Below are 14980 nucleotides of genomic sequence, written 5' to 3'. Positions count from 1 at the left end.
GTTAAAAAAAGTCAGGGCTTTATCCTGTCACCACTTCCATTTCCCAATACTGTTTTAACAATGTAGCCGATATAGTTTTTTAAACTCATTGTTTTTATCATTTTCTGATCAAACTCAGCTAGTTTTATTGGGGTAGACATATCAATATTATTGATTTGTGCTAAACCCGTGATTCCTGGCAATACACCAAACACACCTCTTGATTGACGTTCAAAAATCAACTCATGCTGATTAAATAAGCATGGGCGAGGGCCAACCAAGCTCATATCACCTTTAATTACATTAATTAACTGGGGCAACTCATCAAGTTTAGTCTTTCGTAAAAACCGACCTAAAGAGGTAATTTCAGCAGCACTGACTAAATGTGTTGCAACCGAAGCGGTATGTACTGGCATAGTACGAAACTTAATTAAGGTAAAGGGGTTTTGTTCACGGCCAACCCGCTGCTGAAAAAAAATAGGTGATCCAGTATCAAAATAACCGATGATATAAATTAAAATCAACAAAGGCCATAAAAAAAACAACCCTAATAAAGAAAAAGTAAAATCGAATACTCTTAGCATAGAATGCATTATCGTTTAGCCTGCTGTAATAAATAGTCATCAACGGTACGTTTAATACCTTGTTCAAACGTAACTGGAGGATGCCAGCCTAATATTTTTTTTGTCTCTGTAATATCTAATACTAAGTTACCACATAAACGCTGGCTAATACCTTTCATACGAACCATAGAAAATAGACCTTGCAACAATGGTTGAGGTATAGGTATTAATCTACTCTTTATCTGCATCTGGACAGCTATCTCTTTAAGCAGCTGTGTTAGCGATACATCATGATCATCTGAAACCAAAAAAACTTTACCCGCCGCATTGGGATGCCGACAACACAAAAGGATCAGATCAACAAGATTATCAACATAAACTAAACTTCTTCGATTATTGATTGCCCCAAAAGGTAAAGGAATGCATTTTTTCATCCATCTCATCATAGACAGAAAGTTTGCCTTAACCCCCTCACCATATACCAATGGAGGGCGAATAATGACAACTTCCAATCCTGTCTGCCTTGATAAAGACAATAATCGTTGTTCTGCTTCAAATTTACTCAACGCATAAGGATCTACAGGCTGTATACAATCATCAAATCGAAAAGGTTCCTGACTTTTAGTTTCTTCGCCGTTAACTTTAATTGAACTTAGAAAAATAAAGCGACTAACTCCGGCGGCTACAGCTTGACGAGCTAAATTAAGTGTTCCCTCTGTATTAACAGCTCTATATTCACTTAATATATCAATACCACTATCCTGCATTTGATGTACTTTAGCAGCACAATGAATCACACAATCAACACCCACTAAAGATTTTCGCCAGTCTGTTTCAGCTGTAATATCAAGCTGCACTTGCTCAAATGCACTGTTTTGTTTACTACGTGATTGCGCAACTAGTAACTCACCTCGCTTATGTGCCAAGACCAGTATCCGGCTACCAAGGAATCCTGATGCTCCGGTGACTAATATTTTTAATACCATCTTGTTTTCTAATTTTATCATATTATATCTTTGGTTGCATATTTAATCCGGAGTATAATCAGATACTCGACTTCTTTTTATCAAAGAGATCATCACGGCTAAGGTTGATGTAAAATGCTCATTTTGCAAGCAAACAGATTCGGTGAAAAAATATGGCTGGGAATCTAATTTTATCACTGTCAGTCATACCACCGAAACCTTCACTTGAGTATTCACTCACTGCCGACTAATAGGGAGTGAGTGAATACTCAAATTTTCAACCTTGCCATGAATAATAACGGGCCAGAAACACCACTCGCATATTGTACATCAGCATTAATACTGTTGGCGTACTCTAAAAAACTCTCACCGAAAAAAGGAATCTCTTTTCCGCTGGATAATCGGTAAATTCAGATCATTTACAAAGTTAATAAAATATGGCCATTTATCAGCAATAGAAAGCAGCAACACTGGCTGTAGTACATATGGGTGGCCTCAAGCGTATTATTGCTGACTCTTTTGGCAACACGCTGCGTAAGTTACTGGGATTATTTTCAGGTTTTAATGTAGCTTTCTGGTGTACGGACAATATCAATGTTTATGGCCTCTTACCGAATGAAAAATACATCACGGGTAACTTTACACACAACGTATTGAACGTGAAAATCTGAACTTTCGCAACAGGCTGAAACGGCCAAACCGTAAGATACTGAGGTACTCAAAATCGACTGGAATACATGACAAGGTCATTAGTACGTTTATCAAATGTGTGCATTACGCCTAATGTTAATCACCATTTTGACATACAACCATAAATCTTAATTTCTTCTCCTACAAGCTATAACCCTAAAACCTGACGATATACTCTCTGAGTTTTCTCAAATACAATTTCTTGTGAAAACTCAGACTCTACTTTATAACGTCCGTTTTCACCAAAACTTACTAGCTTAAGATTATCCTCAAGCAACAATTTTAAATAACCTGCCAATAACTCAGGACTATTTGGTTCTACTAAATAGCCATTATAGCCATGACTGACTATTTCCCGACAACCACTAACATTAGTAGCAACAATAGCCCTCTGACATGCCGCAGCTTCAATTAAAATTCTTGGCACACCTTCACCATATGTAGTCGGTAAGCAAATAATAGCATTATTATTGATTAAATTTGGCATATCTATAACGCTACCAAGCCAATTAATATCACCATTTCTATCCCAATCCTCGATTTGGCTAAATGGTATAGCATTAGAAACATCATTATCAATGATACCAGCAACATTAAGCTTGAAATTATAGCCTTGCTTCTGCAAAATTCTTTTTGCTTCAATTAAACATGCAAGCCCCTTGTCCTCTAACAAGCGTGCGGCAAACAGGACACTATCAGTAGCTAATAAGGTAGTAGGCTTGAAACGATTTAAATCTATTCCAGCCCCTTTAATTAAAGTTCCATTATCATTTTTTATTACGCCTAATCTTTTAAACAAAGCAAAATCGTCACCATTCTCAAAAATAAAATGAGTTCTAGAATTAGATATTAATTTATAACATGTAGAAATAATGTGTTTTATACAGGCGAATTTATACGTTGACGAACTAAAAACAGCCCCAAGACCTGTAATTCCAAAAACAATCGGCTTATTAATAAGCACCAAATTTAAAAGGCCCGCATAGATATTTGGCTTAATTGTAACGCTATGAATTAAATCTGGATTAATTTTCTTTATAAGTCGATATAAATGAGCAATGCTTGTGAATTCTCTAAAAGGATTGACGCTCTTACGTTTAATTATAAAATCATGACAATAGTAACCACGCGACAACAAATGATTTTTTATCTTCTCATCTTGAAAACTACTGATAACATGGATTGAATATCCCGATGACTTAAAGTAGTCCGCCCTCTCTATCCAATGTAACTTGAAATACCAATCAACATTAATAACAAAAGCAATTTTTTTATTTAAACTTTCCATTTTTCCCAATCACCCCGTGGAATACACCTTTGACAATATATTTAAACTGCTCAAACCTCGGAGGCAAAAATGATGAAAATATAACAGCCTGAATTGAAGACTTCAATAAAGTATGACGCTTCCAACAAGATGGGATATAGCTACGTTTAAGTAAAGTATAAAAATTTCGATAGAAATAATAATGTCGGATAGGAGAGTGAGTTGTTAGGTTTCTGCCAAAAAGGTGTAAAGAGTCATCACCGATTTTATGATGCATTATTGCATCAAACGTAACAACACAAGATAAACCTAAATCTAATGCCCGATAACCCCACTCTATATCAACACAATCGATAAAAAGTTCATCTTCCATAAAACCAACTAATTCTAACGATTTTTTGGAAAACAAACAGCCTGAAGCAATAAGAAAATCACACTGAGTGAAATTAATCCCAAGAGATTTTAGCTTAGACGGGGTTATTTTACGTAATTTATCAGTACTAGTGTCAATATATGTACATTCCTTTCCATTACATTTATCAATATGTAATGGCCCAACTGCAGCTATATTAATGCCTGACTCTTCAGCTAATTTACGCATCATGAGCATTTTTTCGATCATGCTTGATTCTGGCATGCTATCCTGATCAAAGAATATAAAATCAGTATAACCGTTATTTATGGCTTTAAGTAGACCTATATTTTGAGCCTTTGCAATGCCGAAATTATCATCAAGCTCGATTAATTCACACGCCTTATTTATATATGGTAGAATACTGATTTCCGATCCATTATCTATAATGAATACTCTCCCAACTTGATCACGGATTAAATCAATTAACTGAGTCAACCCATCTATCTCTGGGTTAAATGTCACAATAATTGCTGCCAAATTTCGATACATATTTTTTGCTGCCAAATAGAGTTTACTAGCTACTCATGAAGTTTATAATTTGAAGATAAGCTCAGCTTTACTGTACAAATAAAACCTAATAATATAGCAAGCCATAAAGTTGAAATTCTAACTATAATTGCAATCATTGTAGCTACAGCCACAGGAGTACCAAATTGGTTCAAAAGTAAAATCATAACCCCTTCTGTAGCACCTACACCACCCGGAATAAAAGACACAGCACCAGACAGCATAGCTACAGGATAAATTGAGTATAAATTAGACACTTCAATATCCAAGTGAAACAACCAGCAAGTATACACAAAAACTAAAGATACCATGCTCCAAGCCATCAGAGCCAAAACAAATACTACAACTCCTCGCTTGTAACTTAAGTTATTTCTAACACTATTAATTGCGAGATAAAATAACAGCATCACCCTTAGTGTTTTTTTTAATTTAAACCGAAACATCAATTTGCACAGAGCTTTAATTACATTTTTATTTAAGACAAAAAAAATCACAACACTAATCATTAAAATAACCAATGCGGCCACGAACTCTAAGCCATCAATATTTGCGAACATAATTGTCGATAAAATAAGAACTGCAACAAGATCAAAAAGCCTTTCAATGATAAAGCATGAAACGACAACATAAGACGGAACCCCGATCGCATTATAATGGATTACTCTAGATAACTCGCCAACCTTTCCTGGCGTGGCAGAATAAGCAAAACCTGAAATGTAAAACAACAATCCAGAGAATAAGCTCTGCTTTACCTGATGGTGACGCATCAATATAATCCATCGAGCATACCTAAGTAAGAGGCTTAAAGAGAAAATAAATATAATTGTAATTATATTTTCTAACGATAGATGACCTAACATATCAAGAGCCAAACTATCATCGAGCTTGAATGCTGTAAAAACGTAAACCGATGTCAATAACAAAAAAAACAACATTGCTGTTCGACTACGGATTCGCGCATTGAACATATTACTCCCTAAATGAAAAATACTTATGACCAGCAAAGCTCGTAAACACAGGAAATACAACGCCAACAAAATGAGACATTTCATCAACGTAATTACTCACACCTATAGCTGGAAGAACATAGTACGCTAATACGAGCGTAATTGACCAAGTCTGAAATATTGCAAAGCCATTAACAATGACGAAGTAAAACGCTGATTTTAGTGTAGAATGAGTACTCTTTTTAAAAACAAATAATTTAGCTAATATAAAAGCAGTACACATACCAAACAGATAGGCAACAATAATAGCACTAGAAAAAGTCATCACCTGGTTTAAAATGATGCAGCTGCCAAAATTGACAGCTGCCGCCACACCACCAGTACATAAAAACATCAAAAACTGGCGAGAAATCATTTAATTTTTATCCACCTTATTCGCAATCTCTTTACCAAAACGAATACCTTCAGAAACCCCACGATCTTCTGGATAGTAATATGATGTATCCGCGACATAAAGCCCGTCGATAGGTAAATCAACTGGCGGTAGAGTGTCTAGAAAACCCGGCTCGCAGATCGGCTGTGCATATCTGTATCTGCTCACATGAATATCTATAAAATCATTATCGTTCAACTTAGGATTAATCATTTTAAGATATGATTTCACTTTACCAATAAACACATCGTTAGATTCTGCGTATTTTGGATGTTCTTCTGGCATATAGTAAGGAACATATACAATGTTATCTTCCAAAGGGTTCAAGTTGCTATATTCAACAATACCCGGTATATCCATACGTTTATCATTGATATTTAACCAAAAATTTTCTGTTACCGCTTTGCGCAATTTGACAATTAAACAAACAACCGCAATATTCTTTAAGGATTTAAACTTATTTAATTCTACTTGTGGTAAGTCTGGAATGATAGAAGGGATATATGGTGCAGGGATAGTACTTACCACGAAATCATGCTGGTGAATTTCACCATTTACTTTAACACCACAGATTTTGCCACTTTCAATCACTACTTGTTCTGCAGGTGAAGATAACTTAACAATACCGCCTATATCTTCGATTTTGTTCTTCATCGCAATAAGTAAGATCTCTGAACCACCTTCCAGATAACCTAATTTCTCTTCCATCATGCTATAACGGGAATTACCAATTCGCTTAATGCGAGTCCATATCCAAGCCGCAGAAAGATTATTTGCATAATTGTAGAACTTTAGATCAAATAAACTGCGCCACATTACATTATAGGCTTGTTCACCAATCCATTTTTTAATCCAGACAGATGCTTCAACTTTATCTAACTTAGACCAATTAGATCGTTTAGTGGAGAGAAATGCATGAGCCCCATAGCGAAGTTTGGAGATAAAGCTCAACTTAGGAAACTTAAGAAGTGCAATTGGATTTCCCCAAGGAAATAGCTCACCTTGGTAGTAATATCCCATTTTTGTCTTCGTCCACTTTAGCTTACTACTCAGTCCAATTTCTTTGATCATATCAAAATGTGGTTGATCATTAGCACAGATAAAATGGTAGTAACGTTCAATAGATAAACCATCAAAGTCAAAAGAAGCAGTCATGCCACCAACGCGATCATCAGCCTCATAGACAGTAACACTGTGGCCTTTTTTCACTAGTTCGTAGGCTACCGTCAGCCCCATAGGCCCAGCACCTAAAACAGCAATATTTTTTTTCACTTAAAACTCCAACTCGATTTTGCTATATACTGGATCACAGAACGTTTCATGAATCGCATCCTTAAAACAAGTTGCGGTTACATTAAATTCTCCTTCCCAATCTATAACTTCGAATTCGTCAGATGCAACTAAAGCATCAAGCTGATCAGCGGTAAACGGTGGATTACGATCAAAAATCGCCCATATTTTTAATAAAACCCAAAAAAGCTTGAACGGTATATTAATGATTAGCGTTTTAGATTTAATCGCACGCTTAATTTCACGAATGATATCAATATAGTCAACCATCTCTAGGCCAGAAATGTTGAACACACCCCCTACTCGACGGCTTTCAATACAACTAATAATTATGTTTGCGAAATCACCTACATACAACGGCTGACGCATATATTTACCATCCCCGGGAATCGGGAACACTGGTACCTTAGTCATAAAGCGCGATAGCCAGCCTAGATGCTTACGATCAAACCAACCGAACATAAGAGTAGGTCTTAGTACGACACACTCAATACCGCTATCGAGAACGATTTTCTCTTGCTCTTTTTTGGTATTGGTATAATCGTCATCTGCAACAGATTCGACGACTGATGAGCTGATGTGAACAGTGTGTTTAATATCATGTTTTTTTATGGCATCGAGCACGTGCTTAGTTGCAGTGATATTATTTCTAACAAACAATTCTGTTTCTTTAGCACCAATCTGAGCTTGAAGCATAACAACGCTATCTGCCCCATCGAAGTACTGCTTCCAGTCACCATCTTCTGCTAAGTCTGCGTATACAACGGTAATATCAGGATGCGTTCTTTTCAGTATCTCTATGTTAGATTTATGCTTGTCAAGAACCACTAAGTCTGTAAAACCTTTAGCCTTCAATCTAACAACTAAATTTTGGCCAACTAGACCAGCGCCACCGGGTAAAACAACTTTCATACAACCTCTTTAAATTTTATGCACAAACTAATTAATGACATAAGCAGACCATTCACCCCATTCACTTGATGAATCATTTATTCTATATAGCAGCTTACCATTAATGTTAGAATGTATATCAAGTAAGGACCATTTACCCTGCGACATTCTCAAAGGGATTTTTTTTATCAATTGATTACTGTTGCTATTAACTTTATACACTTCGATATATTGCCCGCGCACACTAGGCCCCGTGGTATATATTATACTCACTGAATCATCATCAGTAACAAACAAATCTTGAGCACCAATAAACAAATCAGAATTAATAAATGAGCCGATTACTTTATGTTCGGAAAATGGTGTTATAACCCCACCGGGATATATTGCATCACTCTGCCAACCATTAACCTGAGGCTTTATAAAATCGATATTGCTTTTAACTTCATCACCATAAAATGTGCCAAATCGATAATTTATATCATTTATAGGCAATTGAAAGTTTAGTATCGGAATATTCTTAAGATTAGCACATTCTTGTTTATTTAATTTCAAAGCCCATAACTCACTAATATTTCCATTGTAGTGAACAGGAAAATCATATGTTTCGAAATTAAGACAATTTGAAATACTCTCTTTCCAATCAATTGGCTCATGTCTACGAGATAAGGCCCCGCTTGTGACAGTATTAACACAGGCAAAAGCAATAATTGAAAACCCAATATACCTCCACCATCCATGATAAGTACCAGAAATATATAGTGTTAACCATGTTGTGACAATATAAGGATAAAAGAAATATCTTGGCCCATTAGATACAGAGTCTATCATATAAATAGGGACTCGATAGATAGACATTAGTATCGTACATATTAGCACAGACATTAAAGCTAATAGGTTATACGATTTCCACCTAGCTAACACGCCGCAACACAAAAAAAGAAAAAAACCTAAGCCAAATATACTTCCACCATCGTTAGAAGAGTAAAAAACATAGTTCTTAAAAAACTTTATTGCAATAACATCAAAACCACAAACGAGTTCATATAAACTTACTACTTGACTCTTAGCCGCCCCTGTAGTTAATATAAAACTCAACTGTACAAAACAAATAATAGCTGCTAAGAATACAATTAATAACTCTCTTCTGGTTTTATTAAAATATAGTCTAAGGATAAAAATAGGCATAAAACCAACTATTAATGGTGACGAAAGCCCTCCAAATATCACATATACAATTCTTAACCAAAAGAGCTTTGAATTATCGCTCCAGAGCAAAGCCAATATTAATAACAACCCAGCCCACCAAAATGAATATAGTGCTACTGAAAAAGCCTCTGGATTAAACGGCTGAAAAAAATCAAAAAAGCACATAGAAACTTATATTTTAATGTGGTTGGCGATCTCCATATGGCCATAAATATCAAAAACATAAAAACCACTGATAAATAAGCCGCTATCTCTGGATAATAATTAATGCTCAACTTAAATGATATAAAATTTATTAGCTTCGATGATAAAACAAGATATCCTTGAACAGGCAGGAAAACTGACCATATTCCATGATCTAAAAAATCTCTCAATATAAAAATAGCATCTTCGTTCCAAATATAAGGATGCAAAATCTGATCAGGCCTTCGTATATATATAATTGCTAAAACCAATATTAAACTAACAAAGACCCTGAACCCTTTAATCATCACAATAATCGTCCTATTGCTATAGCCGCATGTAAACCACATCAAGTAAATATTATGCTTAACATATATACAATTTAAACACCATGGTCATAGTACTGCCTGCTTGCGATCCTTAAAATAACAAAGCACACAGCTTACTTATAAATAAATTTCTTCGCTAATACTCTAATATTTAATTACAATGGTACAATCGACATCCGGGAAATATATATATCCATTGTGCATTTTTGATTTTGTATAACCTACGAACCCTGATGATTTATAGCGCTCACCATATATATTACTAACATCACCACGAGTAAAACCATTCAAAACCGCACCGATAAGATTTTTTTTATCGTTTAATATTAGACCATACCGCGGTGGCTCACTAAATTTTTTATTTAACGCCCAGCCTACATATCTGTAATACTTACCCGAATCTACATATGTTGTCGAATCTAGGTTACCATCACACTCATTCTTTGCAGGAATAGAGAGCTTACTTTCATAAGAGTAAAGATCATTTATTACATCAACGTATGGATGTTGAATAAAAATTGAAACTTTATTTACTTCATTTTTTGAAAAAATAGAAGCCGCCCAATCTGCCGATGGAAATGTAAACCGAATCTGATTATCATCTTTTATTCCTAAAGCAACTTGTAACGCAGCTAGTCGTGCGTTAAAACCAGTATCATCTTGATTTTTAAATGCTGAATACTGATAAAATGACATGGATATAATCAAAGAAAGAAGAATCATCTTTATTATGTTATTTACTTTCTCACCAAACTCGTAACGCCGTGATGAAATAAATATAAAGAATAATCCCCATAGAACTAACGCAGGTGTTGTGTACCGACTTGATAAGGCTTGCTCTAAACCAAGAGTAACGCGTCCAGACGCAGTAACAAAAGCAGATCCCAATATATAAAGTGCGCCAATCAACACCATCCAAAAATAAGCGTCATATTTTTTTCTTATAATTGTATTCATTACAATCAATAAAGAAACTACACACAGAACAATCCCACATGCAATTGACAAAGCAATTGCATGCTTTGAATAAATAAATGCGTAATGAAATGGTGAGCCTATATATGAGAAAAAATACATCATCATTTCAACTGGATAAGTTGATATAGCCTCAGATAGAGATGTGTGCCCAGCCACTTCAATTGAGTTATAATTGTAAAAGAAACATATAAATGAAAGCAAAGCCAGTACAATTATTTTAAACACATCACATCTATTCAAACCTAGAAGAATTGATAGGGTAATCAACAAGGGCATAGCTAATGCACCATTTGCCATCGTCCATATAGATAAGAATCCAAAAGAAATAGACAGCCAAAAATATAAACGCTTACTTGACAATTCATATTTAAATAAAAAATAAAATGATACTAGGGGAATAAGATAGGCTAGAAAGAACTGCGATTGAAACCCCCACGTTAAATTTTCATGCTGACACCAGAAAAACATAAACGAAATGATTAGTAGATATCTCCAACAAAGATCCTTTCCTCTACTAGCCTGAAGCATTTTGCAAAGAGTCAATGTTATAAGCGACAGTAAAATAACATTGCTGGTTATTAAAAACTTAATTGTTCCATTAAAATACTTGATATCAATATAGAATAATATTCTAGATAAGAATATCCTATGCTCGTTATGTTGTGCTAGCCATATACTATAATCACCATTTACTATTTTAGAATAAAACTCTAAATAGCCATTCCACATATCCCAATAGGGGACTGGTGAGTAATTAGCAACCACACCGAAAATAGTCGCGAACACAAAATAAGCAGCAAGTATTAAAAATAAAATTTCCACTTTCTTTTTTAAAAGTCGTGACAACAACATTCTACAGACTCATTCTCTTAAAAATACATCTAGGGATGTTTTTTATAACAAATAGTATATACTTCCAAAAAAATGGAGTGTAAATAATATATTTTTCCTTACCTATCGCTTTGACAATAGAATTAGCGACAATTTCTGGCTCTACTGTTAGTAACTTCGGTAAATCGAGATCTTGGGTCATAGGTGTTGCAACAAATCCTGGTCGAATATCTAATACATGAACTCCCACTTTAAACATTCTAGCTCGTAGACCTTCCAAGAAAGTACTCACTGCCGCTTTAGCTGAACCATATAGATAATTTGATGGTCTACCTCTATCTCCAGCTACTGAAGTGATGACAGCAATAACGCCAGATTTCTTTTCTTCAAAGCTATTAGCTATTTCTGTAAGTAATGCGATGGTATTCACAGCATTCGTATTGAACTCTACCAACGCTATTGGCACATTCTGCTCACAAAGCCTCTGGTCGGGTAGCGTTCCATGCGCAATTAAAACAATGTCGATACCTTCTAGACATTGTTCCGCTTCAACTAACATTGACTTATGTTGTGAAATATCATTAATATCCAGCTCAAACATACCAACTTTATCAGCGCCTCTTACTTTTAGGTCATTCAAAATCGAAGTCAGTTTTTCAGTATTTCTCCCAACTAAAAAGAGCCTACTACTTTGATCGGCATATATTTTTGCAACTGCTGCTGCCATTGCTGATGTTGCACCAATGATAACTACTTTTTTCATTTTTCAGTTACTCTTTTCCAGAATCTTGACATTATTTGGGGATCGCGGATATTTTCCAGTGTCTCCCATTCAGGATAAGATTTTTGGAAAAACTCAGCACTCATATGCGCATCCTTAGCAGGATATAAGCGTCCGCCCGCTTGCATTACGATAGTATCTAATTGATCAAACAATTTGTTCGTTTTTCCATCTATATGAGGGAAATCTAACGCTAAGGTAGCGCCTTTCATAGGAAATGAAAGTAAGCCCGGAGATTCAATATCACCACATCTTTTTAGCACTGCGAGGAATGACCCCATCTTTTTACTTGATATTATGGTCAATATCTCTTTCATTGCTACTTGTGCATTATCTTCCGGTAGCACACACTGATATTGTTGAAAACCAGATTTTCCATAGATCCGATTCCATTCAAGTATGGCATCAAGTGGATAGAAAAATGGCTCATAGCTAATCGTTTTAGCAACCTGTTTAGAGATTTGCTTACCATAATAAAGCGTGTTAAATGCTTTTAATGTTAATGGGTTAACCATGGAAAATGGCAAATCTACTGGAACTATCAGTTTACTACTGCGAGGAAGTTCAAGAGCTCCTTTCTCTGCATGATTACCGACCATATAAATTCCACGACCTAACTTAGAGCCTGTAGATACACAATCAATCCAAGCTACCGTGTAGTCAAAGTCTTTATCAATTTCCCTTGAAAGGTCAAAGAATTCATCGAGATTTGAAAACTTAATGTTTTGGCTATCAATCAAGCTTGTCTGTATCGGTCGTAACTGTATCTCAACCCATAAAATAACGCCGGTTAAGCCTAAACCAGCAATGGTTGCATGGTAGAGATCACTATTTTCCTCAGGAGAGCACTCGAGTAAACCCATATCAGTTCGGTATAAAGCAAATTTTCTGACGTGTTTACCAAATGTACCTGCGACATGGTGGTTCTTACCATGTACATCATTTGCAGTAGCACCCCCCAGCGTAATCAACTTTGTTCCAGGTGTTGACGATAAAAACCATCCGCGCGGAACGGCAACATCTAACACTTCACTGAGTAAAACACCAGCCTCAGCTCTCACAATACCGGTAGACCAGTCAGCCGAGATAAATCGATTGAGCGTTCTTAAACCTAGTGCCAAATCGTTGGCGGATAAGCAGCTGTCACCATAGCTGCGGCCGTTGCCAAACGGCAAAAAATTATCAGAAAGAGCGTTCACTTGGGATTCGATATCTTTCATCCAATTGAATGCTTTCACCGTTTGAGGATAATTAGGATAGCGTCCCCATGATTTTATTGTTTTCATATAGCCAACCAAAATACAAGAATAAATAAGCACCCAACAACTTGACTCACTCGGTCTTTCAAAGCAAACACAACAGGATCATCGTGCATATATCCACGGTGAGTAATCATCCAAGTACGGCTAATCCAATAAAGCAATAGCGGGCAGGCTAGCCATATGTAGATAGGATCGTTGTAGAGCGCTGCGGTATTTTCATCATTAATATAGAGTGCTAAAACAAGCACAGAAAGATAACCTGATGAAGCCCCAAGTGAAGAAAGTAACGCTAAATCTGATGGATGATAGCCCCTGCCTCTTGCTTTCTTTTTCCCAGAAAGTTTAAGTTCACTGAGCTCAGCGTAACGTTTAACGAGTGCGAGACTGAGGAAAATAAACATAGAGAATGCCAGCAACCAAAACGACAACTTCAAGCCTAATGCAGCGGAACCCGCAACAATTCTCACGGTATAAAGAGTGGCAAGCGTAATGACATCAACCATTACCATTCTCTTTAATTTAAATGAGTAAAGGAGTGTCGCGACGTAATAGACGACGAGGACAGCAAAAAACTCAATTGGAAGTAAGAGAAGTGATAGGATAATGACAACACTCAAAATTGCAGGGCAAAGCACAACTCCAATACGTACATCCAAAGCACCACTAGCGAAAGGTCGGCGACATTTTGTTTTATGATGTCTATCGTCTTCTAAGTCTAGTAGGTCATTAAGCAAATAAACCGTAGAAGCACACAAACTAAACATGCAGAATGCAGTCAGCACTGTGGTGATATTTGAAATATCGAATAGCTTATGAGAAGCGGCAAGCGGAACAAAAATTAACGCATTTTTTGCGTATTGATGGATGCGAAGTGCTTTTAATAACGTTTTGACAAAGTTCGGCCTACTCTCAATAACTTCAGTGACATTACCTTGAGACTTGGCTTTAGCTAACACCCCTCGATCAGGATTCACTACAATCGCATTTTTGGCTCTTGCCCAAACTTTCAAGTCTGCCTTTGAGTTACCAACATAATCAAAACCACGCTCCCCGTAGCGTTTGGCAAGTTCATCTGCCTTCTTTGTTGAAGCTAGGTTATTGTTATAATCACTTGCAATGACATCATCAAAAAGACCGATGTAGGCAGAGATTTGTTCAGCATACTTAACATTGGTTGCTGTTGCCAAAACAACCGTACTACCTGTTCTCTTTTCTTTCTCAATAAACTCGATAACTTCTAGGTTATAAGGGAGCAAAGATGCATCGATATCTATCTTCTTTGATATTTCGTACTTGAGAACACTTTTTCCTTTAATTAAAAACTTAACAAAATAAAAAAAATTAGCGAAATTTAACTTAAGGTACTTTAACAAGGTCTCAACAAAAATATCTGTCTTTATTAATGTACCATCCAAATCAACAACTAAATAATTGATTTTACTCATTATATTTACCTAGAC

The 14980-nt window shown here is 35.9% G+C and carries 13 protein-coding genes and 1 pseudogene; 1 reads left to right on the top strand and 13 read right to left on the bottom strand.

Annotated features, from left to right (window positions below):
- Window positions 1–11 precede the first annotated feature (11 nt).
- Both AC1HDJ_RS02985 and AC1HDJ_RS02980 read right to left on the bottom strand, forming a co-directional pair.
- The gene (locus tag AC1HDJ_RS02985) at window positions 12–563 is read right to left on the bottom strand and encodes a sugar transferase (RefSeq protein WP_479533245.1); all 552 of its coding nucleotides are present in this window, start codon (window positions 561–563) and stop codon (window positions 12–14) included.
- 8 nt (window positions 564–571) lie between these two features.
- The gene (locus AC1HDJ_RS02980; RefSeq protein ID WP_479533243.1) at window positions 572–1549 is read right to left on the bottom strand and encodes a UDP-glucose 4-epimerase family protein; all 978 of its coding nucleotides are present in this window, start codon (window positions 1547–1549) and stop codon (window positions 572–574) included.
- A gap of 70 nt (window positions 1550–1619) precedes the next feature.
- Between AC1HDJ_RS02980 and AC1HDJ_RS02975 the strand changes: the two are divergent.
- A pseudogene (locus tag AC1HDJ_RS02975) lies at window positions 1620–2291 on the top strand (IS1 family transposase).
- A gap of 54 nt (window positions 2292–2345) precedes the next feature.
- Here AC1HDJ_RS02975 and AC1HDJ_RS02970 read toward each other — a convergent pair.
- The 11 genes from AC1HDJ_RS02970 to AC1HDJ_RS02920 form a co-directional block, all read right to left on the bottom strand.
- Window positions 2346–3485, bottom strand: a complete 1140-nt coding sequence (locus AC1HDJ_RS02970) for a glycosyltransferase family 4 protein (RefSeq protein WP_479533241.1) — start codon at window positions 3483–3485, stop codon at window positions 2346–2348.
- Window positions 3469–4383, bottom strand: coding sequence for a glycosyltransferase family 2 protein (locus AC1HDJ_RS02965; protein WP_479533239.1), 915 nt, complete (start codon window positions 4381–4383; stop codon window positions 3469–3471). The genes AC1HDJ_RS02970 and AC1HDJ_RS02965 overlap by 17 nt, the downstream gene beginning before the upstream one ends.
- 14 nt (window positions 4384–4397) lie before the next feature.
- Entirely contained in the window at window positions 4398–5321 is a 924-nt protein-coding gene (locus AC1HDJ_RS02960) for a lysylphosphatidylglycerol synthase transmembrane domain-containing protein (RefSeq protein ID WP_479536974.1), read from the bottom strand.
- A 34-nt stretch (window positions 5322–5355) separates the two neighbouring features.
- Window positions 5356–5748 carry a GtrA family protein gene (locus AC1HDJ_RS02955; RefSeq protein WP_479533237.1) on the bottom strand — a complete coding sequence of 131 codons (393 nt, stop codon included), beginning with the start codon at window positions 5746–5748 and terminating at the stop codon, window positions 5356–5358.
- On the bottom strand, window positions 5749–7038 hold the full coding sequence (locus AC1HDJ_RS02950) for an NAD(P)/FAD-dependent oxidoreductase (protein WP_479533235.1): 1290 nt from the start codon (window positions 7036–7038) through the stop codon (window positions 5749–5751).
- Window positions 7039–7968 carry an NAD-dependent epimerase/dehydratase family protein gene (locus AC1HDJ_RS02945; RefSeq protein WP_479533233.1) on the bottom strand — a complete coding sequence of 310 codons (930 nt, stop codon included), beginning with the start codon at window positions 7966–7968 and terminating at the stop codon, window positions 7039–7041. It lies immediately after the preceding gene.
- Between the two features lie 27 nt (window positions 7969–7995).
- Window positions 7996–9321 (bottom strand): hypothetical protein, encoded by a 1326-nt coding sequence (locus AC1HDJ_RS02940; protein WP_479533231.1) that lies wholly within the window; start codon window positions 9319–9321, stop codon window positions 7996–7998.
- Window positions 9322–9812: 491 nt separating this feature from the next.
- Window positions 9813–11498 carry a hypothetical protein gene (locus AC1HDJ_RS02935; protein ID WP_479533229.1) on the bottom strand — a complete coding sequence of 562 codons (1686 nt, stop codon included), beginning with the start codon at window positions 11496–11498 and terminating at the stop codon, window positions 9813–9815.
- Between the two features lies 1 nt (window position 11499).
- Window positions 11500–12240, bottom strand: a complete 741-nt coding sequence (locus tag AC1HDJ_RS02930) for an SDR family oxidoreductase (RefSeq protein WP_479533226.1) — start codon at window positions 12238–12240, stop codon at window positions 11500–11502.
- Window positions 12237–13544: an FAD-binding protein gene (locus tag AC1HDJ_RS02925; protein WP_479533224.1), complete on the bottom strand. Its 1308-nt coding sequence runs from the start codon at window positions 13542–13544 to the stop codon at window positions 12237–12239. The genes AC1HDJ_RS02930 and AC1HDJ_RS02925 overlap by 4 nt, the downstream gene beginning before the upstream one ends.
- Complete coding sequence (locus AC1HDJ_RS02920; RefSeq protein ID WP_479533222.1) at window positions 13541–14965, bottom strand: UbiA family prenyltransferase; 1425 nt, start codon at window positions 14963–14965, stop codon at window positions 13541–13543. The genes AC1HDJ_RS02925 and AC1HDJ_RS02920 overlap by 4 nt, the downstream gene beginning before the upstream one ends.
- Window positions 14966–14980: the final 15 nt, after the last annotated feature.

This window comes from Plesiomonas sp. ISS29 (genome assembly GCF_056522795.1).
This window is presented reverse-complemented; position numbering and strand designations above follow the sequence as displayed.